18 protein-coding genes are annotated in these 20,634 nt (G+C 45.4%); 3 read left to right on the top strand and 15 right to left on the bottom strand.

All coding sequences use genetic code 11. From position 1 onward, the window contains the following. The first annotated feature begins 226 nt into the window (after window positions 1–226). Window positions 227–946, top strand: a complete 720-nt coding sequence (locus NF543_RS03215; RefSeq protein ID WP_257666662.1) for a S24 family peptidase — start codon at window positions 227–229, stop codon at window positions 944–946. A gap of 18 nt (window positions 947–964) precedes the next feature. Here NF543_RS03215 and NF543_RS03210 read toward each other — a convergent pair whose 3' ends face one another. Next, a complete protein-coding gene (locus NF543_RS03210) occupies window positions 965–1,831 on the bottom strand; it encodes a CvfB family protein (protein WP_257666661.1) in 867 nt (288 codons plus the stop codon). 479 nt (window positions 1,832–2,310) lie between these two features. Here NF543_RS03210 and NF543_RS03205 point away from each other — a divergent pair, with 479 nt between their 5' ends. Together NF543_RS03205 and NF543_RS03200 are read left to right on the top strand one after the other, a co-directional pair. Continuing rightward, the gene (locus NF543_RS03205) at window positions 2,311–5,565 is read left to right on the top strand and encodes a S41 family peptidase (RefSeq protein WP_257666660.1); all 3,255 of its coding nucleotides are present in this window, start codon (window positions 2,311–2,313) and stop codon (window positions 5,563–5,565) included. Window positions 5,566–5,675: 110 nt separating this feature from the next. Beyond that, the gene (locus tag NF543_RS03200) at window positions 5,676–7,430 is read left to right on the top strand and encodes an ATP-binding protein (protein ID WP_257666659.1); all 1,755 of its coding nucleotides are present in this window, start codon (window positions 5,676–5,678) and stop codon (window positions 7,428–7,430) included. Window positions 7,431–7,461: 31 nt separating this feature from the next. On the opposite strand, the gene NF543_RS03195 is transcribed toward NF543_RS03200, so the two are convergent. From NF543_RS03195 to NF543_RS03130, 14 genes are all read right to left on the bottom strand, one after another. Then, on the bottom strand, window positions 7,462–8,841 hold the full coding sequence (locus tag NF543_RS03195; protein WP_257666658.1) for an NADH-quinone oxidoreductase subunit N: 1,380 nt from the start codon (window positions 8,839–8,841) through the stop codon (window positions 7,462–7,464). An 81-nt stretch (window positions 8,842–8,922) separates the two neighbouring features. Then, window positions 8,923–10,377, bottom strand: a complete 1,455-nt coding sequence (locus NF543_RS03190; protein ID WP_257666657.1) for a complex I subunit 4 family protein — start codon at window positions 10,375–10,377, stop codon at window positions 8,923–8,925. A 25-nt stretch (window positions 10,378–10,402) separates the two neighbouring features. After that, on the bottom strand, window positions 10,403–12,322 hold the full coding sequence (gene nuoL, locus NF543_RS03185) for an NADH-quinone oxidoreductase subunit L (protein WP_257666656.1): 1,920 nt from the start codon (window positions 12,320–12,322) through the stop codon (window positions 10,403–10,405). Window positions 12,323–12,382: 60 nt separating this feature from the next. Further along, window positions 12,383–12,712, bottom strand: coding sequence for an NADH-quinone oxidoreductase subunit NuoK (nuoK, locus tag NF543_RS03180; protein WP_257666655.1), 330 nt, complete (start codon window positions 12,710–12,712; stop codon window positions 12,383–12,385). Then, entirely contained in the window at window positions 12,713–13,210 is a 498-nt protein-coding gene (locus NF543_RS03175) for an NADH-quinone oxidoreductase subunit J family protein (protein ID WP_257666654.1), read from the bottom strand. Window positions 13,211–13,237: 27 nt separating this feature from the next. After that, on the bottom strand, window positions 13,238–13,759 hold the full coding sequence (locus NF543_RS03170) for a NuoI/complex I 23 kDa subunit family protein (RefSeq protein WP_257666653.1): 522 nt from the start codon (window positions 13,757–13,759) through the stop codon (window positions 13,238–13,240). Window positions 13,760–13,775: 16 nt separating this feature from the next. Beyond that, complete coding sequence (nuoH, locus tag NF543_RS03165; protein WP_257666652.1) at window positions 13,776–14,813, bottom strand: NADH-quinone oxidoreductase subunit NuoH; 1,038 nt, start codon at window positions 14,811–14,813, stop codon at window positions 13,776–13,778. A gap of 22 nt (window positions 14,814–14,835) precedes the next feature. Continuing rightward, window positions 14,836–15,846, bottom strand: a complete 1,011-nt coding sequence (locus tag NF543_RS03160) for an NADH-quinone oxidoreductase subunit G (protein WP_257666651.1) — start codon at window positions 15,844–15,846, stop codon at window positions 14,836–14,838. Between the two features lie 80 nt (window positions 15,847–15,926). Continuing rightward, window positions 15,927–17,279: an NADH-quinone oxidoreductase subunit NuoF gene (gene nuoF / locus NF543_RS03155; protein WP_257666650.1), complete on the bottom strand. Its 1,353-nt coding sequence runs from the start codon at window positions 17,277–17,279 to the stop codon at window positions 15,927–15,929. 5 nt (window positions 17,280–17,284) lie between these two features. Beyond that, window positions 17,285–17,827 (bottom strand): NADH-quinone oxidoreductase subunit NuoE family protein, encoded by a 543-nt coding sequence (locus tag NF543_RS03150; RefSeq protein WP_257666649.1) that lies wholly within the window; start codon window positions 17,825–17,827, stop codon window positions 17,285–17,287. After that, a complete protein-coding gene (locus tag NF543_RS03145) occupies window positions 17,820–19,052 on the bottom strand; it encodes an NADH-quinone oxidoreductase subunit D (protein ID WP_257666648.1) in 1,233 nt (410 codons plus the stop codon). Before NF543_RS03145 ends, NF543_RS03150 begins: the two co-directional genes overlap by 8 nt. A gap of 6 nt (window positions 19,053–19,058) precedes the next feature. After that, window positions 19,059–19,562, bottom strand: a complete 504-nt coding sequence (locus tag NF543_RS03140; protein WP_257666647.1) for an NADH-quinone oxidoreductase subunit C — start codon at window positions 19,560–19,562, stop codon at window positions 19,059–19,061. Beyond that, window positions 19,555–20,106, bottom strand: coding sequence for an NADH-quinone oxidoreductase subunit B (locus NF543_RS03135; protein ID WP_257666646.1), 552 nt, complete (start codon window positions 20,104–20,106; stop codon window positions 19,555–19,557). The genes NF543_RS03140 and NF543_RS03135 overlap by 8 nt, the downstream gene beginning before the upstream one ends. 126 nt (window positions 20,107–20,232) lie before the next feature. After that, window positions 20,233–20,610 carry an NADH-quinone oxidoreductase subunit A gene (locus NF543_RS03130; RefSeq protein ID WP_257666645.1) on the bottom strand — a complete coding sequence of 126 codons (378 nt, stop codon included), beginning with the start codon at window positions 20,608–20,610 and terminating at the stop codon, window positions 20,233–20,235. Window positions 20,611–20,634: the final 24 nt, after the last annotated feature.

Raw genomic sequence — 20,634 nt, 5'->3', positions numbered from 1 at the left:
TCCGATAAGTTTGCGCCGGATCGCTGCGTGAACCCTAGTAGACCACAGACGGAACCTGCGGAGCAAGCTTGAGTGCCATTGAAAACAAACGTGCAATGAAAAAATCTGTCGTATAGCTCATTTTAGTCCAGTAACTATTTTTTTGCGAGAAATTCGTACCTTGCAATGGCCAACACCACAAAGATACTATCTTTAGATACTAATTACAATATCAAACTGCACTGAAATGCTAAGTATTTTAGAAAACATTGATTTACAGTCAGAAAAAATTGGGCCTCGGCTAAAAGGAATCCGCAATTCTTTGGAAATGACGGTAGAGGAGTTTTACAGCCCACTAATGAAAAGCTTCAATAATGGATCATCCATAGAAAACAACAAACGCAAATTGGGAAAGCGATTGGCAAAAGATATTATCGAATACTATAATATCAATCCTGGATATCTAAGCACTGGAGAAGGTGAAAAGTTACTCAAGATACGGCCCTATCACAAGGAAAGCTTCAAGCCTCGAGTATCTTCAGTAGGAGCCGAAGAAAGTGTACCTTATTACGACATAAACTTAGCCGAGCTACAACAGCAACTACCGGATATCTTTTACGATAGTACACCAGAATATTATGTAAACTACCGCCCTTTTAACGACTGTACGGCTTACCTACCTATATACGGTGATAGCATGTACCCACGTTTTGTCAACGGCGAAATTATCGCCATCAAGGAGATTACCAATCCAAATATTATCCTTTGGGGTGAAGCCTATCTCGTAATCACCGATGAGCATGCCAACAGTATGGTCACCGTGAAGTTACTTTATGAACACGCGGATACCACCAAAATTATCCTCCGCTCCTCCAACTCCGATTATAAAGGCGATACCATCATCGACAAAGCTTCCATTGTAAAGCTGTACATCATCAAGGGTAAAATCACGAGGAGTCAAATATAATGAGGAGGAATCATCCCGTTACTCTCCTGAAGTATCATTAAAATCTTTGGGTGGATGATTTGTTATAAGCCTAATTTCATGATCGCCGAGCTCGATTGCCCTTTCCTTATACAGTCCACCAATGGCTTTCTTAAAGGCTTTTTTGCTAATCTGGAAACGCTCGTATATTTCCTCAGGCGTACTTTTATCACCCAGACCAATTCTTCCCCCTTCGACTGTTAAGGCATGCAATAATACTTCCTTAGTCTGAAGAACATGCCCAAACCCCTGTGGCTGCAGGCTGAGGTCAACCTTACCCTCTACGCGGATATTTTTAATCCATCCTTTCCGTTTATCACCTATCGCGAGGTTGGAAAAAATTTCATTATGGTATAATAAACCAATATAACGATTGTTGATAATCGCATTGAAACCCAGGTCGGTTTGTTCACTGATGAGCAAACTCACCTCATCACCCACTTCAAAATCGAGATCCTCCTCGACAAATTTATACAGCTTCGATGACGCAAGCATACGCTGATTGCGCTCGTCCAAGTAGAGGTAAACTACGTATCCTGCTCCCTTGCTCATCGGCTTTTGCTGCTCCTTTGCAGGCACATAGACATCTTTACCGATTCCCAAATCCAAAAAAGCGCCATCTTCACTGGCATCTACTACGGTCAAGAACACGAAGTCGCCCACTTCGCCTAACGCTTGCTTAGTGGTAGCAACGATTTGCCCTTCTTTATTCAGGAACACAAAAACAGTAATGTTGTCATTAATCCCCACATTGGGGAGCACATCAGCAAAAGGTAGCAAAATTTCGCTTTCTCCATCTGATAAGCTCAAACCATCACTATTTTCTGCCACCACCCTAAGTATATTGTATTTTCCTATTTCTGCCATTTTTCCTTGCGTTAGGCCATTTCCTTCAATGGCTGTTATTGAGTAGCAAAGCTAAGCAATCCTTACTATAGTTTCTGAAAATATAGCCGTGCCGGCCATTCTTTAATGCTTCACCTACTGCATGATTACCGGCAGCTAGCGATAAGAAAACTGGTGTGAACTTGCTTCCATAAAGCTGTCAAAACGGCATCTTGCTCCATAAGCGGCCCCGAGCCTTGGATGAAATGGGGAATCCATCCGGAAAACCACAAAAAATCAGAAAAGTTATGGGCAAATGAAAAGTTTGGCATCCTTTTCGCTTTTAAGTCGATAGGTTTAGGTTGATAGCCCCTAACCCCATTGGGGCGGCCGTCCCGATTCACGTCGGGACGGTTTTTTTATGCCTTCAACTTGCGAGATTACACCCAATTTGGGGAGATTTTCATTAACTTAGCCCCGCAAATTCCCAGTAATTTTGAATTTAATAGTACTTCCATTCCATGAAGAAAATCATTACCCTAACCGCAATACTTTGCATTGTTTTGTTCACTGTTGCACAAGAGGAAACTCGCCTATTGCGTTTTCCTGCCGTATTTGGTGATCAAGTGGCCTTTACCTATGCCGGCGACCTTTATGTAGTGCCCGTGAGCGGAGGTATGGCCCGCAGGATTACCAGCCACCCGGGCTACGAACTATTTGCCCGATTTAGTCACGATGGCAAACACATTGCATTTACGGGCCACTACGATGGCAATACGGAGGTTTTTGTCATCCCTGCCACAGGGGGCGAACCCAAGCGGATTACTTATACCCCCACCCTAGGCCGTGATGATCTGGCCGACCGCATGGGACCCAACAACATTGTGATGGGCTGGACACCGGATAACCAGCATGTACTCTATCGTGGACGCGGCACCTCATTCAATGCTTTCAAAGGGAAGCTCTACCTTGCTCCCCTAAATGGCGACCTAAGCGAGGAACTACCCTTTGCAGTAGCCTCTTGGGCATCTTATAATATGGATGGTTCTAAACTGGCCATGAATCGAGTATTCCGAGAATTTAGAACATGGAAGTACTACCGTGGTGGTATGGCCGACGACATATGGCTGTTCGATAGCAAATCAGGCCAAACGGAGAATATTACCAACAATCCTGCGCAGGATGTATTTCCCATGTATTATAAAAACAAGATATATTTCGTGAGCGACCGTGACCGAACGGCTAACCTTTTTGTCTATGACACGCAAACTAGACAAACACAAAAGATAACGGATTTTACCGAATATGATGTAAAATTCCCTTCATTGGGCAGCGATGCCATCGTCTTTGAAAATGCCGGCTACATCTATCACTACAACTTGCTTAATGGGCAAACACAGCGACTCAATATTACAATCGCCGAGGATTTTGCATCGGGCAGAACCAAGCAGGTGGATGCTTCCAAATTCATCTATAGTGCGGCTATCTCGCCGGATGGCAAACGTGTAACCTTTGGCGCGCGGGGCGACATTTTTACTATACCTGCTAAAACGGGAGTAACCCGTAACCTCACCCAAAGCAGCGGCGAGCATGACCGCAATGTGGGTTGGAGTCCAGATGGGCAATGGGTGAGCTATATTTCCGACCGTACAGGCGAAGATGAGCTATATATCCAAAAACAGGACGGCACCGAGCCTGCCAAACAATTGACCAAAGGGGGAGGGGCTTATAAATTTAATCCAACCTGGAGCCCAGATAGTAAATATCTCCTCTACGGTGACCGCAATCAGGATTTACAGCTTGTAGATGTCCAGTCGACTAGTAAAACGCTAGTAGCGCATGCTGATGAAGGCACCATCAATTCCTATACCCTCGGGCCCGATAGCAAGTGGGTTGCTTATTCCCTGCCAGGCAAAGCGCGCGAGTTTACTGTCATCAACCTATATAACATCGACACCAAAAAAACCATTACTGTGACCGATGCTTGGTATAATAGTAGCCAACCTGAATTCAGTCCGGATGGCAAGCTGCTCTATTTCGTATCTGCACGCGACTTTAACCCCACATATAGTAATACGGAATGGAACCATGTATACAATAACATGAGCCGCCCTTACTTTGTGCGGCTCACCGCTGGTATCACCTCCCCCTTTGCCGAAGAAAGTGATGAAGTGGCGGTGAAAACGGCCACTGATGGCGACGACAAAAAAGAAGGTGATGCTAAGAAAGCGGAAGGGGCTGCAAAAGGTGGTGTAACGATTACCGTGGATGAAGAGGGGCTGGCAGACCGCATAGAAAGCTTGCCCGTAACACCTGGATCTTATTTCGGACTAGTGGCCTCGGAAGATGGGCTTTACTACTCGCGCGGTGGCAGCGGGCTCACATTCTTCAGCCTAACAGACAAAAAGGAAACTGAAATCGGCAATTTTACTGGCTACAGCGTAAGTGCAGATAAAAAGAAAATCCTTATACGCCATGATGATGGGTTCTTCATTGAAAGCCTTGGCAAATCCAAGATCACCCCATCCAATAAGGTAGATTTAAGCGGGCTGAAAGTCACGGTAGACCTAAAGGCTGAATGGAAGCAGGTATATGACGAAAGCTGGCGGCAAATGCGCGATTACTTCTACGACCCTAATATGCATGGGGTAGATTGGAAAGCCATGCGCGACAAATATGCCCCGCTGCTTCCCTTTGTGAACCATCGAGATGATCTTACTTATCTGATTGGTGAATTAATTTCCGAACTTAACGTCGGCCATGCCTATGTGAACAGTGGCGATCGCCCAGCGGTGGAACGCATCCCCATGGGGCTATTGGGCGCCCTATTCAGTCGACACAAAAGTGGTTATTACCGCATAGACAGCATCCTTTCCGGACAAAGCTGGAATAAAAGTTTGGTGTCACCTCTGCGCGCTTCAGGCGTAGCCGCCAAAACCGGTGAATACCTTATCTCCATCAACGGCACGTCATTGAAGGATGTGGACAACCTCTATCAAACACTGATTGCCAAGGCTGGCCAACTGGTGGAAATCGAAATCAACGGATCGCCCTTGGATAAAGGTGCACGCAAGGTGTTGGTAAAACCCATTCCCGATGAATCGGCATTGTATTACCATGAATGGGTGCAACAAAACATCGCTAAAGTGAGCGCCGCCAGTGATGGCCGTATCGGATATGTACATATACCAGATATGGGTCCGGATGGCCTCAACCAATTCGCCCGCTATTTCTACCCGCAGCTCGACAAGGAAGCACTCATCATTGACGACCGGGGAAATGGTGGTGGCAATGTATCCCCTATGATTATTGAGCGATTACTTCGTAAACCTGGCTTGGGCACCATGCGACGCAATAGCAAAACGGCGTCCATCAAGCCCGATGCGCATGTGGGTCCCAAGGTGTGCTTGATTGACCAATATTCGGCTTCAGACGGTGATTTGTTCCCTTGGCAATTTAAGCACTACGGTATCGGACCACTCATCGGACAACGCTCATGGGGTGGCGTAGTAGGCATCAGCGGTACATTGCCGTTTATTGATGGCGGCGATATGCGCAAGCCTGAATTTGCGCACTTCGCGGCAGATGGTTCGTCATTCATCATCGAGGGAGAGGGCGTTCACCCCGATATTGAGGTGATAAACGACCCACATGAAGAATACCAAGGTACAGATGCGCAATTGACCCGCGGCATAGTCGAGCTGATGAAAAAACTGGCTGAAGGCGGTACTACAGGTGTCCCGAAAATACCAGCATTCCCTAATAAATCAAACTAACATATCACTGGAATAGGAGCGCTCTTGGTATGTTTTTGCCTAGTTAAATACTTTATAGATATGGTGTGCGCCTGCTCTTAAGTAGTGTATATTTGTTTAGATTATAATCTATGACGAAAAAGCTACCCTTAGCCAACTTATCCTTAAATAAAACATTGGAAACGGTATCCGACGCGCTGACTCGCGCTCGAATATGGATTTTTTTCCTTGTTTTTATTCTCAATCTGGCAAAGATGGGTGCGATATTGCCGTTCTTGCCAACAAATCCTAGCCTGATAACTGGATTTATTGCAGGGGCTTTGGCTACCATCATGGCCTTGAAACTGCTTCTCTCACGGCCACAGTATTTAGAGCTCCTGATCCACGTGGCCTTGATGATATACCTCTACCTAGTTTGGAATCGCGTTTTTTTCACGGAATCGGGTTTAAACATTATCGTGATGCAAAATATTTTCATGGCGGTCTTGTGGAGCTTCTATGGGCTTGGCCAACGGCGGGGGCTCTGGTATTCCTTTGCCTTTATGGTCGTACCTATTGGCTATTTATTGTTCAACACGAATGCCCTGCAGGATTCGCTGATGCTTCCTAGCCAATATCCATTCCCGGCTTCGATGATTATCATTACCACCAACACCTTGATCATCATCATCGCACATTTTTACTATCAAAGGGCACTCCATAAAACCATGGAGGAAAAAACCAAACTTAATGATCAACTCAATAGGCTATTGGATGCCAAGTCTGACTTTTTGTCGACCATGTCGCATGAGCTGCGCACCCCATTAAATTCTGTCATCGGCATGGCCAACCTCCTCATTGACAATAGCCAAGATGATGAACAAAAAGAGAATTTAGACAATTTGAGATTCTCCGCGGAAAGCTTGCTGATTTTGATAAACGACATTCTGGATTTCAACAAGATAGACTCGCATAAGGTCGAACTGGAGACCATCCCTTTCAATTTACCTCACCTCTTAGAAAATATATGTGGCGGGTTAAGAATTAAGGCAAACGAGAAAGCACTATATTTCAACCTCAATACGGATCCAGAGCTGTTGTCCGTTAATGTGGCAGGTGATACCGCTAGGCTCGCTCAAATTATTTATAACCTGGTGGGCAATGCCATCAAGTTTACAGAAAAGGGGACCATCAACGTAGATGTCAAATTATTGCGCAAAAACATTAATCGTATCAATGTACGATTTTCCGTTGAAGACACTGGAACCGGCATTGATCCTTCCCAGCAACAAGTGATTTTTGAACCATTTTCTCAAGCCTCGCGCAACATTACTCGTAAGTTTGGTGGTACCGGATTGGGATTGGCCATTGTAAAGCATTTGGTCGATTTGCATGGTGGTGTGATTAAATTGAAAAGTACCCCTCAAGTGGGTTCCCTGTTCTATTTCGATATCACATATCCCATATACCATGGTCAACTTCATGCAAGCACCACCAAGCGGGAAAGGCCCATCAGTACCAAAAGCCTGCATGGGCTACGTATATTGTTGGCCGAAGACAACCCAATGAGTATCGTATTCATGCAAAAATTGCTATTCAAATGGCAAGTCAGCCCTGATATAGCCAAAAACGGCCAAGAGGTTATCGATAAATTGGAACAACGGGTATACGATGTGGTCTTGATGGACTTGCATATGCCTGTAATGAACGGGATAGATGCCACTAAATACATCCGCACCATGGATGATCCTAACAAATCGCATGTTTATATTTTGGCCTTGACGGCATCCGTATCTGATGATATCATTACCGGCATTACACAATTGGGATTTGATGATTACTTGGGTAAACCTTTCCGCCCCAACGACCTGCACCACAAATTAGAGAACGTGCTGAATAGCCAATAGAATGTTTCAAACCATTACGACAAATCACCTTCTATACCAATCCCGCCACACACGCTGGGTATACACCCAGTGCCAACGTAATCAATACCGCCAATAACAATACGGTTTTGTATTGGCCAGTAAGCACGATTTGATCGCGATCGATTGGTTTGAAATACATGGCCACGATGACACGGAAGTAATAAAAAATACCCATCGCCGCGTTAATAGCCGCAAGTACCACCAACAACACCTGGTAATCTGCCAACACACCCGAAAACATCATGAATTTACCGATGAAACCGGCGGTAAGCGGAATCCCCGCCAGAGACAGCATAGCAACGGTAAGTGCTAGGGATAAATAAGGGTTTTTCTTTGCTAGACCGTTGAATGCCTCAAAATGGTCACTCCCTGTAGCACGCTTCACCACAATAAGCGACCCAAAGGCAACTACTGACGCCAATGAATATGCTCCGGCATATACCAACACCGATCCTGCTGAAGCGGGACCGATGGCAATGATGGCGAAAAGCATATATCCTGCATGCGAGATACTCGAATAGGCAAGCATTCGCTTGAAACTTTGTTGTACGATGGCCGTAATATTTCCTACAAATAGTGTGATAATTGTCATAACCAGCAAAACCGGCATCCAAAAATCCTGCAATGGCACAAAACAGAAATAAAACAAGCGGAGGAAACCAGCAAAAGCCGCTGCCTTAACCACCGTGCTCATAAACGTGGTAATCAATATCGGTGCGCCATCATACACATCAGGTGTCCAGAAATGAAAGGGTGCCGCCCCTACCTTGAAAGCCAAGCCCACAATCAATAGCAGGATGCCAGCATAAAACAGCGGGGATACCGTCTGAGGGTTGTTTACCACATAATTTTTTATCTCTGCCAAGTCGAATGATCCACTCGCCCCATACAACAGCGCAATCCCAAACAACAAAAATCCAGTGGAAAACGCCCCCATTAGGAAATATTTCAATGCAGCTTCATTAGAAGCAAAGTCTCTCTTCCGGATACCTGCAAGAATATACAACGCCACTGACATGATTTCGATACCAATAAAGAGCATGGCCAGGTTGTGGAAAGAGACCACCAGCAATGCTCCTGTCAACGAGAACATGATAAGGGCATAATATTCTGCCACATGGGTGCTGGCTTTATCAAAATAATCCTTGGATAAAAGGAATATCAGCACAGTTACGAAAACGCATAGCACCGAAAACGCTACAGCAAAGTGATCGAAAAGCACCATACCACTGTACAGCGGTTCCGCATCTTTCCCCCATTCTATCAGGTATAACACCAAGGTAGCCCCCAGCCCCAGTAGGGAAATCGGCAATAAAGCTTTCTTAGCATTGAACAATCCCAGGTATAGAACCAATATTGCTAATAAAGACAGCGTAATAATCGCACTCATGTTTTGTTTATATCTTAATCTTCTTTATCCAAACCTCATAGGTTTCCATTGCCTTTGTTTGTATTCAATGAGGTTTTATTATTAACGCTCAATCGGCCCCACCTTATCAATCAAATCCGTTACCGCCGCTTCCGAAATGTCCAACAACGGTTTGGGATAAATCCCAATGCCTATAACCAACACCACCACCACAGCCAATACCACCCATTCAGATCCCTTAATGTCTGCAAAGCTAGAAGTTCGCGCATTCATGTCGCCCAGCATCACTTTTTGGTACATCCGCAACATATACACGGCACCCAATATAAGCGTAAGCCCCGCAAAAACAGCATACCAGAGACCGTATTCATAGACTCCAAGCAACAACAGGAATTCACCAATGAAACCATTGGTTAGCGGAAGGCCCACTGCACCCATTACAATCACCAAAAACACAAGGGCTAGTGATGGTGCGGGTTTTGCAATACCGCCCATGGCCGACATCTCCCGCGTGCCCAGTCGACGGCTGACAATATCTAGCACAAAAAACAACCCGACCACACTGATACCGTGATTGACCATTTGGATGATGGCCCCTTGCATACTCTGTACATTCCAAGCAAAAATGCCTGCGCCAATCAGTCCCACATGGGCAATGGATGAATAAGCCACTAGCCGTTTTACATCGTGTTGTTTGAAAGCGATGATAGACGCATAAACTACGCCAATCACACATAATATCAATGCCAGTTGCCCATAAGCCGCGAAACCCAAGGGGGCTACTGGAATCAACCACCGAATGACACCATACACGCCCATTTTGAGCATGATACCAGCCAAAAGCATGGTCCCGGCAGTAGGCGCTTCTGTATACGTATCGGGTTGCCAGGTGTGGAAGGGGAAGATTGGCATTTTGATAGCAAAGGCGATGAAAAATGCCCAAAAAATCCATCTTTGCGTGCTGGAATCCAATGTCAATTGATAGAACGAAGTCAACTCGTAATCATCTGACGGCACTTGTAAATGCAGGTAGATAATCGCCACCAACATAAGCAAGCTCCCTAAGAACGTATAGATGAAAAACTTCAGATTAACACGGATGCGGTTTTCCCCTCCCCATAGTGCGCATATAAAGTAAATTGGTATCAAGGCAACTTCCCATCCCACATAAAACGCAAACGCATCCAATGCAGTGAAGACCAACAGTAAACCGGCCTGCATGAATAACACGAGGGCATAGAAACCTCCTTTGTAATCGTAGCTGAATGCAGAAAGAACGATTAACGGTATCAAACCATTAGTAAGCAATACCAACGGTAAACTGATACCATCTATGCCAACATGGAAGTGTATACCCAAAGAAGGGATCCAAGCAAAACGTTGCTCAAATTGCATACTGGCATCCGGCACGAAGTTCACCAGGAATGGGATGGTAAGGCCCAGTGAGATTAATGACATCAACAACGCCAACCACTTAGCAGTCTTTGCATGTGCCACAAAGGCAAGCACCAACGCCCCAAGGACTGGAAATAATAAAAGTATAAATAGATTGTCCATGTATCGCGATATAACTTCGTCTCGATTAACCGTTAAAAAACCCGTAGGCCAATAGTACCACAATGGCAATGACCATCATAAAGATATAAAACCCCACATTGCCACTTTGCAATAGCCGGATGCCCCTGCCCGACTCGCCCACACTTCTGCTTAAGCCATTGACTATACCATCAATACCCCAGTTATCTACAATACGATATAAGAACACAGATAATGTGTTCAAGGGGCGCACCACCAATGCATCGTATAGCTCGTCCACATAAAACTTGCGGTACGATAGCCTTGCTAGCAGACTACGCGGCGCATCATCAGAAGTAGGCACCATGTTTTTCGTCACGTATTGCCTATATGCAATGATGGCCATCACCACAGCCGCCAAAGCCGATATCCCCATCAATACATATTCTGTACTATGCTCCAAATGGAACGATCCTTTTATGGCTACTGAATCCGCGAATACAGGCGAGAGAAAATCAGCCAATGCCTGGCTACCACCTAAAGCCGATGGCACATTGAGCAGACCGCCCACTGCTGCCAATACCGCCAGTACGATCAACGGAATGGTCATCGTAGCCGGAGATTCATGCAAATGGCTCGCTTGCTCCGCTGTACCTCTGAATTTACCGAAAAACGTAAGGAAAAGCATCCTGAACATATAGAACACGGTGAACAATGCCCCGATGAAACCGAGTACCCACAACAGCTTGTTATCTGCAAAAGCATGGGCCAATAGTTCATCCTTGGAGAAAAAGCCCGACAATGGCGGAATCCCTGCGATGGCAATGGTGCCGACCAACATCGTTAAATACGTCACGGGCAACTGTTTTTTCAACCCACCCATGCTACGCATATCTTGTTCGTCGCTCATTGCATGGATCACAGATCCGGCACCCAAAAACAACAGCGCCTTGAAAAACGCATGGGTAATCACATGGAAGAACGCACCCGTGAAAGCGCCCACACCTAAGCCTAAAAACATATAACCCAACTGCGAAACAGTGGAATAAGCCAATACTTTTTTGATATCATTTTGTGTAACAGCTATGGCGGCCGCCAATAACGCCGTACAGATACCGATAGCTGTAACTACTTGGAGTGTGATGGGCGAAAGGGTGAATAAGATATTGGACCGTGCAATCATGTAGATACCTGCGGTAACCATTGTGGCAGCGTGTATCAATGCCGAAACAGGTGTAGGTCCAGCCATCGCATCCGGCAGCCATGTGAACAGTGGAATCTGAGCCGATTTACCCGTAGCCGCCACAAACAACAACAACGTAATCACTAGTAAGGTGGTATCGCCTACCAACATATTTGCTGCCTGTGGAAATATCCCCGAAAATTCTAATGTTCCGAATGTGGCAAATAACAGAAATACCGCAATAAGAAAGCCCAAATCGCCTATACGGTTCATCACGAACGCTTTCTTCGCCGCACTTGCGTAGGCAGAATTTTTAAACCAGAAACCGATAAGTAGGTATGAACATAGCCCCACACCTTCCCAACCGATGAACATCACGATGTAATTGGACCCCAACACCAATAACAACATGAAGAAGATAAATAAGTTGAGAAAGGCGAAGAACTTGGCAAAACCCGCATCATGCTTCATATACCCGATGGAATAGACATGGATGAGAAAGCCAATACCGGTGACAATAAGCAGCATGACGGCACTCAAGGGATCAACCAAAAATGAAAGTGAAACATGCAGGTTTCCTGCATTAATCCAGTCAAAAATAGCTTGTGTAAAAGAAGCTGCTTCCCCTGCTTGACGAGCAGCATAAACTACTGAAAATACGCCACAGCTCAACAGAAAAGAAGCCAACACCATGCCGCTACCGATAACCCCAACTAATGATTTTGGCAACACGTTCCTGCCAAGGCCATTAACCAGAAAGCCAACCAAAGGCAACAGCGGAATCAACCAAATTAAATCTATCATGCTTCTAAAAATATATGATGCTATCCAAATCGTAAATCCAAAATCGCAAACCTGTCCATCTCACCACCGCAATCGGTTCAACGCATTAATATCCACCGAACGCGTATTGCGATACACCATGACGATAATTGCCAAGCCAACCGCCACTTCCGCTGCGGCTAATGCCATAACAAAGAATACGAATACCTGTCCTGCGGAATCTCCGCTGTATGCCGAAAACGCGGCCAATAATAAGTTTACCGAGTTGAGCATCAATTCTACGGACATCATGATGATGATGACATTACGACGAATTAATACGCCAATGACGCCGATGGTGAAAATAACACTACAAAACAGAATGTAATGGTTAAGCGGAACACCCTGTATATTTTGTACGATAGTCTCCATTTATATTTTTTTTGGATCGTTTTTGGCTAATAACACCGCACCTACCATGGCAGTCAACAATAAAATCGAGGAAATCTCAAACGGAAGTAGGAAATCGCTGAACAATACTTTGCCCAAGTTGCTCACCAATCCAATATCGGGATTCTTCAGCACAATCGGCTCAGACGACTCCAATACCCTGAACGATCCAGCCAACGTAACCAATAGACACATTCCTGCTATAACGCTCATGAATTTCACCAAATTGGATTTCAGCGGTTCGGTATCTTTGTTTAGATTAAGCAGCATCAACACAAACAGGAAAAGCACCATAATGGCTCCCATGTAAACGATGAAATTAACCACAGCGAGGAATTGCGCGTTCAATAGGATATAATGCACCGTAAAAGTGAAAAAAGTGATGACCAAGTATAATACGCTATGCACCGGGTTTTTGGTGAATATGGTCATCAGCGCAAAAAATATCGACAAAAAGGCTACAAAATAAAAAACGCTCATGCTATTTCGTATGGTTCTTCCAGCTGATTAGGCTGTGGGTTCTTGTTCTTTTTTATAATCAAACCGGGGCTCCACCAATTTGTCTTTGCCATAAATAAAATCTTTGCGCAGGTAATCTGCCGTTACATGTGGTCCATCCAAATAAATGGCTTCTTTGGGGCAGGCTTCTTCGCATAATCCGCAGAAAATGCAGCGTAACATGTTAATCTCATATACAGCGGCATATTTTTCTTCCCTGTACAGATGTTCCTCCCCTTTTTCGCGCTCGGCCGAAATCATGGTGATGGCCTCAGCCGGACAAGACAATGCGCACAAGCCGCAGGCTGTACAGCGCTCGCGCCCTTCCTCGTCTCGCTTGAGTGAATGCTGCCCTCGGAAATTTTTCGAATAAGGCCGCAGCACTTCCGGGTATCGCACGGTGGGAATACGCTTGAAGAAATGCTTAATGGTGATGGATAGGCCCTTGAAAATCGCCGGGAGGTAAATACGCTCCCAAAAATTCATCGGCTTTTGTTCCAATACTTTTTTCCTGTTGCTCAATGGCTCCATAGGATTTCCCTTTTCGTTAAAAAAATGTATCCTTTATGATGGTTATTATACCTGTCAATACAATGTTGGCAATGGCCAATGGAATCAACATCTTCCATCCCAAGTTCATCAATTGGTCATAGCGGAACCGCGGGAGTGTCCAACGAATCCACATGAAGAAAAAGATGAACACGAATATCTTAGCAAAAAACGCCAATACACCGATGATTGTAATCCAGTTCTGCGACAGCCCCAAATCATACATGAAAGGGAAATTATATCCCCCGAAATAAAGTGCTGACATCAACGCCGACGATACAAACATGTGGATGTATTCGGCAAACATATACAACCCCAATTTCATCGACGAATATTCCACATTATATCCGCCAATCAATTCAGTCTCACATTCCGGCAAATCAAAAGGAACGCGGTTACATTCCGCGAAAGCACAGACTAAGAATATCAAGAAACCAAGTGGCTGCACCCAGATGTTCCAATTGACAAACCCTTGTTGTTGTACTACGATTTCCTTCAATGAAAGTGATTGGGTGACCATGAGCAGCGCAATTAACGACAGGCCCAACGCAAGCTCATAACTGATGCTCTGCGAGGCAGCTCGAACGGCCCCCATTAATGAAAACTTATTATTAGATGCCCAGCCACCCAGCATGATACCATACACACTCAATGCTACCACACCAAACATGTACAATACGCCTACATTGATATCCGCTACCTGCAATTCAATGACCCGCTCACCGATGACCAGTTCTTGGCCCCATGGGATAACCGCACTACCTATACAAGCCGTGATGATGGCAATGGTAGGTCCTAGAATAAACAGGGACTTATGAGCCCCGGCAGGAATAATTTCTTCCTTGAAAAAGAACTTACCACCATCACATAGCGGTTGCAAGATGCCAAAAGGCCCTGCACGGTCTGGTCCGAAACGGTCTTGCATAAATCCGGCTACTTTACGTTCAGCCAAGGTGGAATACATCGCTATCACCAAGGAGATGACAAATACGATCGTCACCAGTAAAAATTTTTCTATGAAAAATGCTAACTCCATTTCTTAGTATTGAGATATGAGACTATAACTTCTCCGCCCTATCAAATTCCTCCTTATTTGCTGCCTGCAGAGCAAGGTTTTTCCTCACTACGGCAGGTGGATTCAATTGTTCATAATGATTGGATGAAATAACCGACGTATGTTTCACTTTACGTGGTCCTTCAATTACCCAATCCGATATGGCTTTCTTCTCAAACCGACAGGTGTTGCAAATAAAGTCTTCCACCTCGCCATATTCATCCTTGCGTGCCGTTACGCGAAGCACCTCTTCACCTTTGTACCATAAGGTCACTTTGCCGCTGCAAGAAGGGCAGTCTCGGTGAGCTTCCACCGGCTTAGTAAACCATACCCGGTTTTTGAAGCGAAACGTCTTATCCGTTAAAGCGCCTACAGGGCACACATCAATCACATTGCCTGAAAAATCGTTATCTATTGCCTTCGCTATATAAGTGGAAATTTCGGCCGCATCTCCACGTCCCAGTATCCCATGCATACGCTGTGGGGTAAGCTGGTCTGCCACAAACACGCAACGATAGCAAAGTATACAACGCGTCATGTGCAGCTGTACCTTATCGCCAATATCGATTTTATCAAAGGTACGGCGCTCAAATTCATAGCGTGTCTCGGCAAGGCCATGCTCATAACCCAAATCCTGCAAATGGCATTCCCCAGCTTGGTCGCAAATCGGGCAATCCAACGGATGGTTGATGAGCAACATTTCCACAACACCTTTGCGGGCTTCCAACACTTCGGGGGAGGTGATGTTCTGCACTTCCATACCATCCATCACCGTCGTGCGACATGAAGCGACTAGCTTGGGCATAGGACGTGGGTCTTTCTCAGATCCTTTACTTACCTTCACCAAACAAGTACGGCATTTTCCCCCGCTACCTTCCAATTTAGAATAATAGCACATAGCTGGAGGCACAATATCACCACCAATTTGGCGTGCGGCATTCAATATCGTGGTGCCAGGGGCTACTTCCACCGGAATACCGTCTATGCTTACCTTGAATTTTACGTCTTCAGCCATTTGTTTTAGCTTTCAGCTATCAGCTATCAGCATTTAGCCTCTTCTGTAGCTTGTATATCTAATTCGTATTTATGCTTCCCTTAAATTACCGGTTCCAATGGGTCTGCATAATGTGCCAGGCCATAGTTGCGCATTTGCGCCTCCTGGCCGTTAGTCACATGCCATTCAAACTCATCCCTGAAATGCCGGATGGCGCTGGCCACTGGCCATGCCGCGGCATCACCAAGCGGACAGATTGTATTACCTTCAATCTTTTTGGCCACATCCACCAACAAATCGATATCGTTAAATGTGCCCTGTCCATGCTCAATCTTATGCAATACTTTCTCCATCCAACCCGTACCTTCACGGCATGGTGAACACTGCCCGCAACTCTCATGGTGGTAAAATCGTGTGAAATTCCACGTATTCTTTACAATGCATTGATCTTCATCAAAAGCGATGAAGCCTCCTGACCCCAACATGGTGCCACTTTGAAACCCGCCATCAGCCAATGACTCATAGGTCATTAGCCTGGATTCCCCTTTCAAGGTCTTCATGATCAGATTAGCCGGTAAAATAGGTACTGAAGACCCTCCGCCCACCACCGCTTTGAGGTATTTGCCGTTGGCAATGCCTCCACAATATTCATCCGAATAAATAAATTCTTCTACAGGTAGGCCCAATTCGATTTCATAAACGCCAGGTTTGTTCAGGTTTCCACCAGCAGAAATCAATTTGGTTCCTGTACTGCGCTCAACACCAATCTTAGCATATTCTTCACCTCCGTCATTGATGATGGGAACTGTAGCAGCAATAGATTCAACATTATTTACCACCGTTGGGCAGTTATAGAGGCCAGATATAGCGGGAAATGGTGGTTTAATCCGAGGATTGCCCCTTTTACCTTCCAAGGATTCCAATAACGCTGTTTCTTCGCCACAGATGTAAGCACCACCCCCGGGCTGTACATACAGTTCCAAATCATACCCTGACCCCAATATGTTCTTGCCAAGGAATCCAGCATTTTTCGCTTCGGTAATGGCTCTTTCGAGGATGCGTATCTGCGGCATCATCTCACCCCGTACATAAATATATGATGTATTAGCGCCTAAAGCAAAGCTCGATACAATCATTCCTTCAATCAACGCGTGGGGGATATGCGTCATCAGGTACCGATCTTTGAACGTTCCTGGCTCCGATTCGTCTGCATTACATACCAGGTAACGGGGGACACCTTCGGGTTTGGCCAAGAAGCTCCATTTCATGCCTGTGGGGAACCCCGCTCCACCACGCCCTCGTAGGCCAGACTTCTTGACTTCCTCCACCACATCCTCCGGTGTGAGTGTCTTAAGCACCTTCTCCACAGCGCGGTAGCCTCCTTTTTGGCGGTATACCTCAAAAGTATTGATGCCTGGAACATCGATATGTGTCAATAATAACTTACGAGCCATAATAATCAGCTTTCTGCGGTCAGCGCTCGGCCTTCAGCTTTATTCCTAAGTTCATTTATAAGTTTGTCTATCTTCTCCTCCGTGAGGTTTTCATAGAAGGTATATTCCGGACCGATTTGCAGCACAGGTCCATAGCCACATGCAGCTAAGCATTCCACACCGCGCCAACTAAACTGCCCATCCGGGGTCACTTCCCCTTCCCTCACGTCCAACTTGCTTTCGATGTGCTTCATGATGCGTTCAGCACCTACCAAACAGCAGGGTCCGGTGCGACATATCTCTAATACATATTTACCTCGCGGTTGCCGGAAAAACATGGTATAGAAACTAGCCACCTCGTATACCTCGATGGGTTCCAATTGCAGGTATTCCGCCACCTTATCCATCGCGGGCACACTTAGCCAGCCCTGTTTTGCCTGTACTTCATGCAGAATAGGCAATAAAGCTGACTTTTGACGCCCTTCAGGATAGCGCGCCACGATTTCTGCAAATTTGCCTAGCATTTCTTCCGTGAACTCGACGGGTTCATTATGTTTCACATTAAGCATCCAATTCTCCTGCTATAACGTTTAAACTACTCATGTTGATGATGGCGTCAGAAAGCAGCATCCCACTACTCATGGGCGCATACATCTGATAATTGATGAATGACGGTCTACGGAAATGTAACCGATAGGGCGACCTACCACCATCACTAATAAGGTAAAAACCCAACTCTCCATTGCCGCCTTCCACACAATGATACACTTCCGTTTTCGGGGTATCTATCTCGCCCATTACGATTTTAAAATGGTAGATCAACGCCTCCATATTGTTATACACCTGTTCTTTGGGAGGCAAGTAAAATTCAGGCACATCGGCATGGAAAACACCCTTGGGTTCGTTCTCGATTTTATCCAAAGCTTGCTGGATAATTTTCAAGCTTTCCCACATTTCATTGTTGCGCACGAGATACCGGTCATATACATCCCCTTTGGTTCCAACGGGGATATCAAACTCAAACTCTTCATAGGAAGAATACGGCTCGTTTACCCGTACATCATAATCAACCCCCGTAGCTCGCAATATTGGGCCACTCCAGCTATAGCTCAATGCAGTCTCTGGATCGACAGCTGCCACATTGGCTGTACGGTCAATGAATATACGGTTACGACTGAAGAGTTCCTCAAATTCCTTCAGCACCGGAGGAAACCGCTTCAAGAACTCCCTTATTTTGGCAAATGCCGTTTCATTAAAGTCACGTTCAAATCCACCAATACGCCCAATGTTGGTGGTAAGCCTTGCACCACAGATTTCCTCAAAGATCTCATAGATAAACTCCCGTTCCTGCATCACGTATAGGAATCCGGAAAAGGCTCCTGTATCTACTCCCAATATGCCATTGCAAATAATATGGTCCGCAATACGTGCTAGTTCCATTACGATGACCCGCATGTATTGTACGCGCTTGGGCAGTTCGATCTCCAGCAGTTTTTCAACCGTCATATGCCAGCCCATGTTATTGATGGGCGAGGAGCAATAGTTGAGGCGATCCGTAAGCGGAGTGATTTGGTAATATGGACGATGCTCGGCTATTTTCTCAAATGCGCGGTGGATGTAGCCAATGGTGGATATCCCACTTACAATGCGTTCACCATCTACCTGCAGCACATTCTGGAATACGCCATGCGTAGCTGGGTGCGTAGGCCCCAAATTGAGCGTAAACAACTCATCCTGCGGATCGTTGTCTATGTAAACGGGCTTGTTATGTATTTTGGAAATCGAATCGCTCATGATGCCTTATCTACCAAAGAAATAATCTTTCTTATCCACTTTATTGGGGTCTTCCAATGGGTATTCTTTCCGCATGGGAAATACCTCCATATCATCTACATTCAATATGCGGCGTAAATCGGGATGCCCCACAAACTGTATCCCGAAAAAGTCATAGGTTTCGCGCTCCATCCAATTAGCCCCATTCCATAATACGGTGGCCGTAGGAATAGCAGGATAATTCCCATCAAGAAAAACCTTGATTCGAATGCGAATGTTGTTCACCAAGCTATGCACATGATACACTACTGCAAACTCCTTATCCAGATCGGGGTAGTGTACGGCAGTTATATCTGTCAAATAACCAAACTGCAAATTTTTGTCAGTTTTCAAAAACTCAAGGACATCCAAAATATGTGTTGTATCCGTTTCGATGGTGAGCAATCCATATGGCTCACTCACATGATGGATATCGTCGGCAAACCGTTTCACAAGATAGTGCAATACAGTTTGGTTATCGAGTTTAGCCATGTGTATGTATTCCGTATTTTTCGAGTAAAGCTTTGTATTCAGGCGAATTACGTCTGTTTAGCGGTTCGTTCTTCACGATTTCCTGCAAGCGAATTACCCCGTCCAAAATGGCTTCAGGGCGTGGTGGGCAGCCTGGCACATACACATCCACCGGAATGACCTCATCGATACCCTGCAATACGGAGTAAGTATCGAAAATACCACCGCTCGATGCACATGCCCCTACGGCAATCACCCAGCGTGGCTCAGCCATCTGGATATATACCTGTCGGAGTACTGGTGCCATCTTTTTTGCAATGGTACCCATCACCAATAACATATCCGCCTGCCGGGGGGAAAAACTTGGACGCTCCGCACCGAAACGGGCTAAGTCATAAGTAGAGCCCATTGTTGCCATGAATTCGATACCACAACAGGAGGTCGCAAATGGCAACGGCCATAACGAATTGGCTCGCGCCAATCCAATAACCTTGTCCAACTTGGTTGCAAAAAAACCCGACCCTTCTACACCTGGGGGTGCTTCTGCTAATTTAATATCACTCATGCTAACTCCAGTCTTTACCTGACAAAAAAAACCCACCTATATGCTGATATAGATGAGCTGCAAATTTACGATATATTGGCCGCTTATAGGGTCAATTATATTATTTAGAAACGTTCTAATATATGATTAATCCCATTCTAAGGCCTTCTTTTTAATCACATAGATGAAGCCCAAAAGCAACAATCCCATGAAAACAAACATCTCAAGCAATCCAGAAAGTCCAAATTCCCGGAAGTTTACCGCCCATGGGTACATGAAAATCACTTCGATATCAAAAATCACGAATAAGATCGCCACCATAAAATACTTGATGGAGAATGGCTGACGGGCGTTTCCAATCACCTCTATACCCGATTCAAACGCCCCCAGTTTATTTTCAGTCCTTACCTTGGGTCCAATGAGGTGCGTAATGATGATCGTTCCTACGCCAAACCCTGCCGCCACGATCAGCTGGATCAGTATAGGCAGATAATCGTGGGGTGTACTTATTATTTCCGATTCCATATTACCAGTTTTAAGATGCGACAA

This window comes from Parapedobacter tibetensis, assembly GCF_024704835.1.
Taxonomy (GTDB): Bacteria; Bacteroidota; Bacteroidia; order Sphingobacteriales; family Sphingobacteriaceae; genus Parapedobacter; species Parapedobacter tibetensis.
This window is presented reverse-complemented; position numbering and strand designations above follow the sequence as displayed.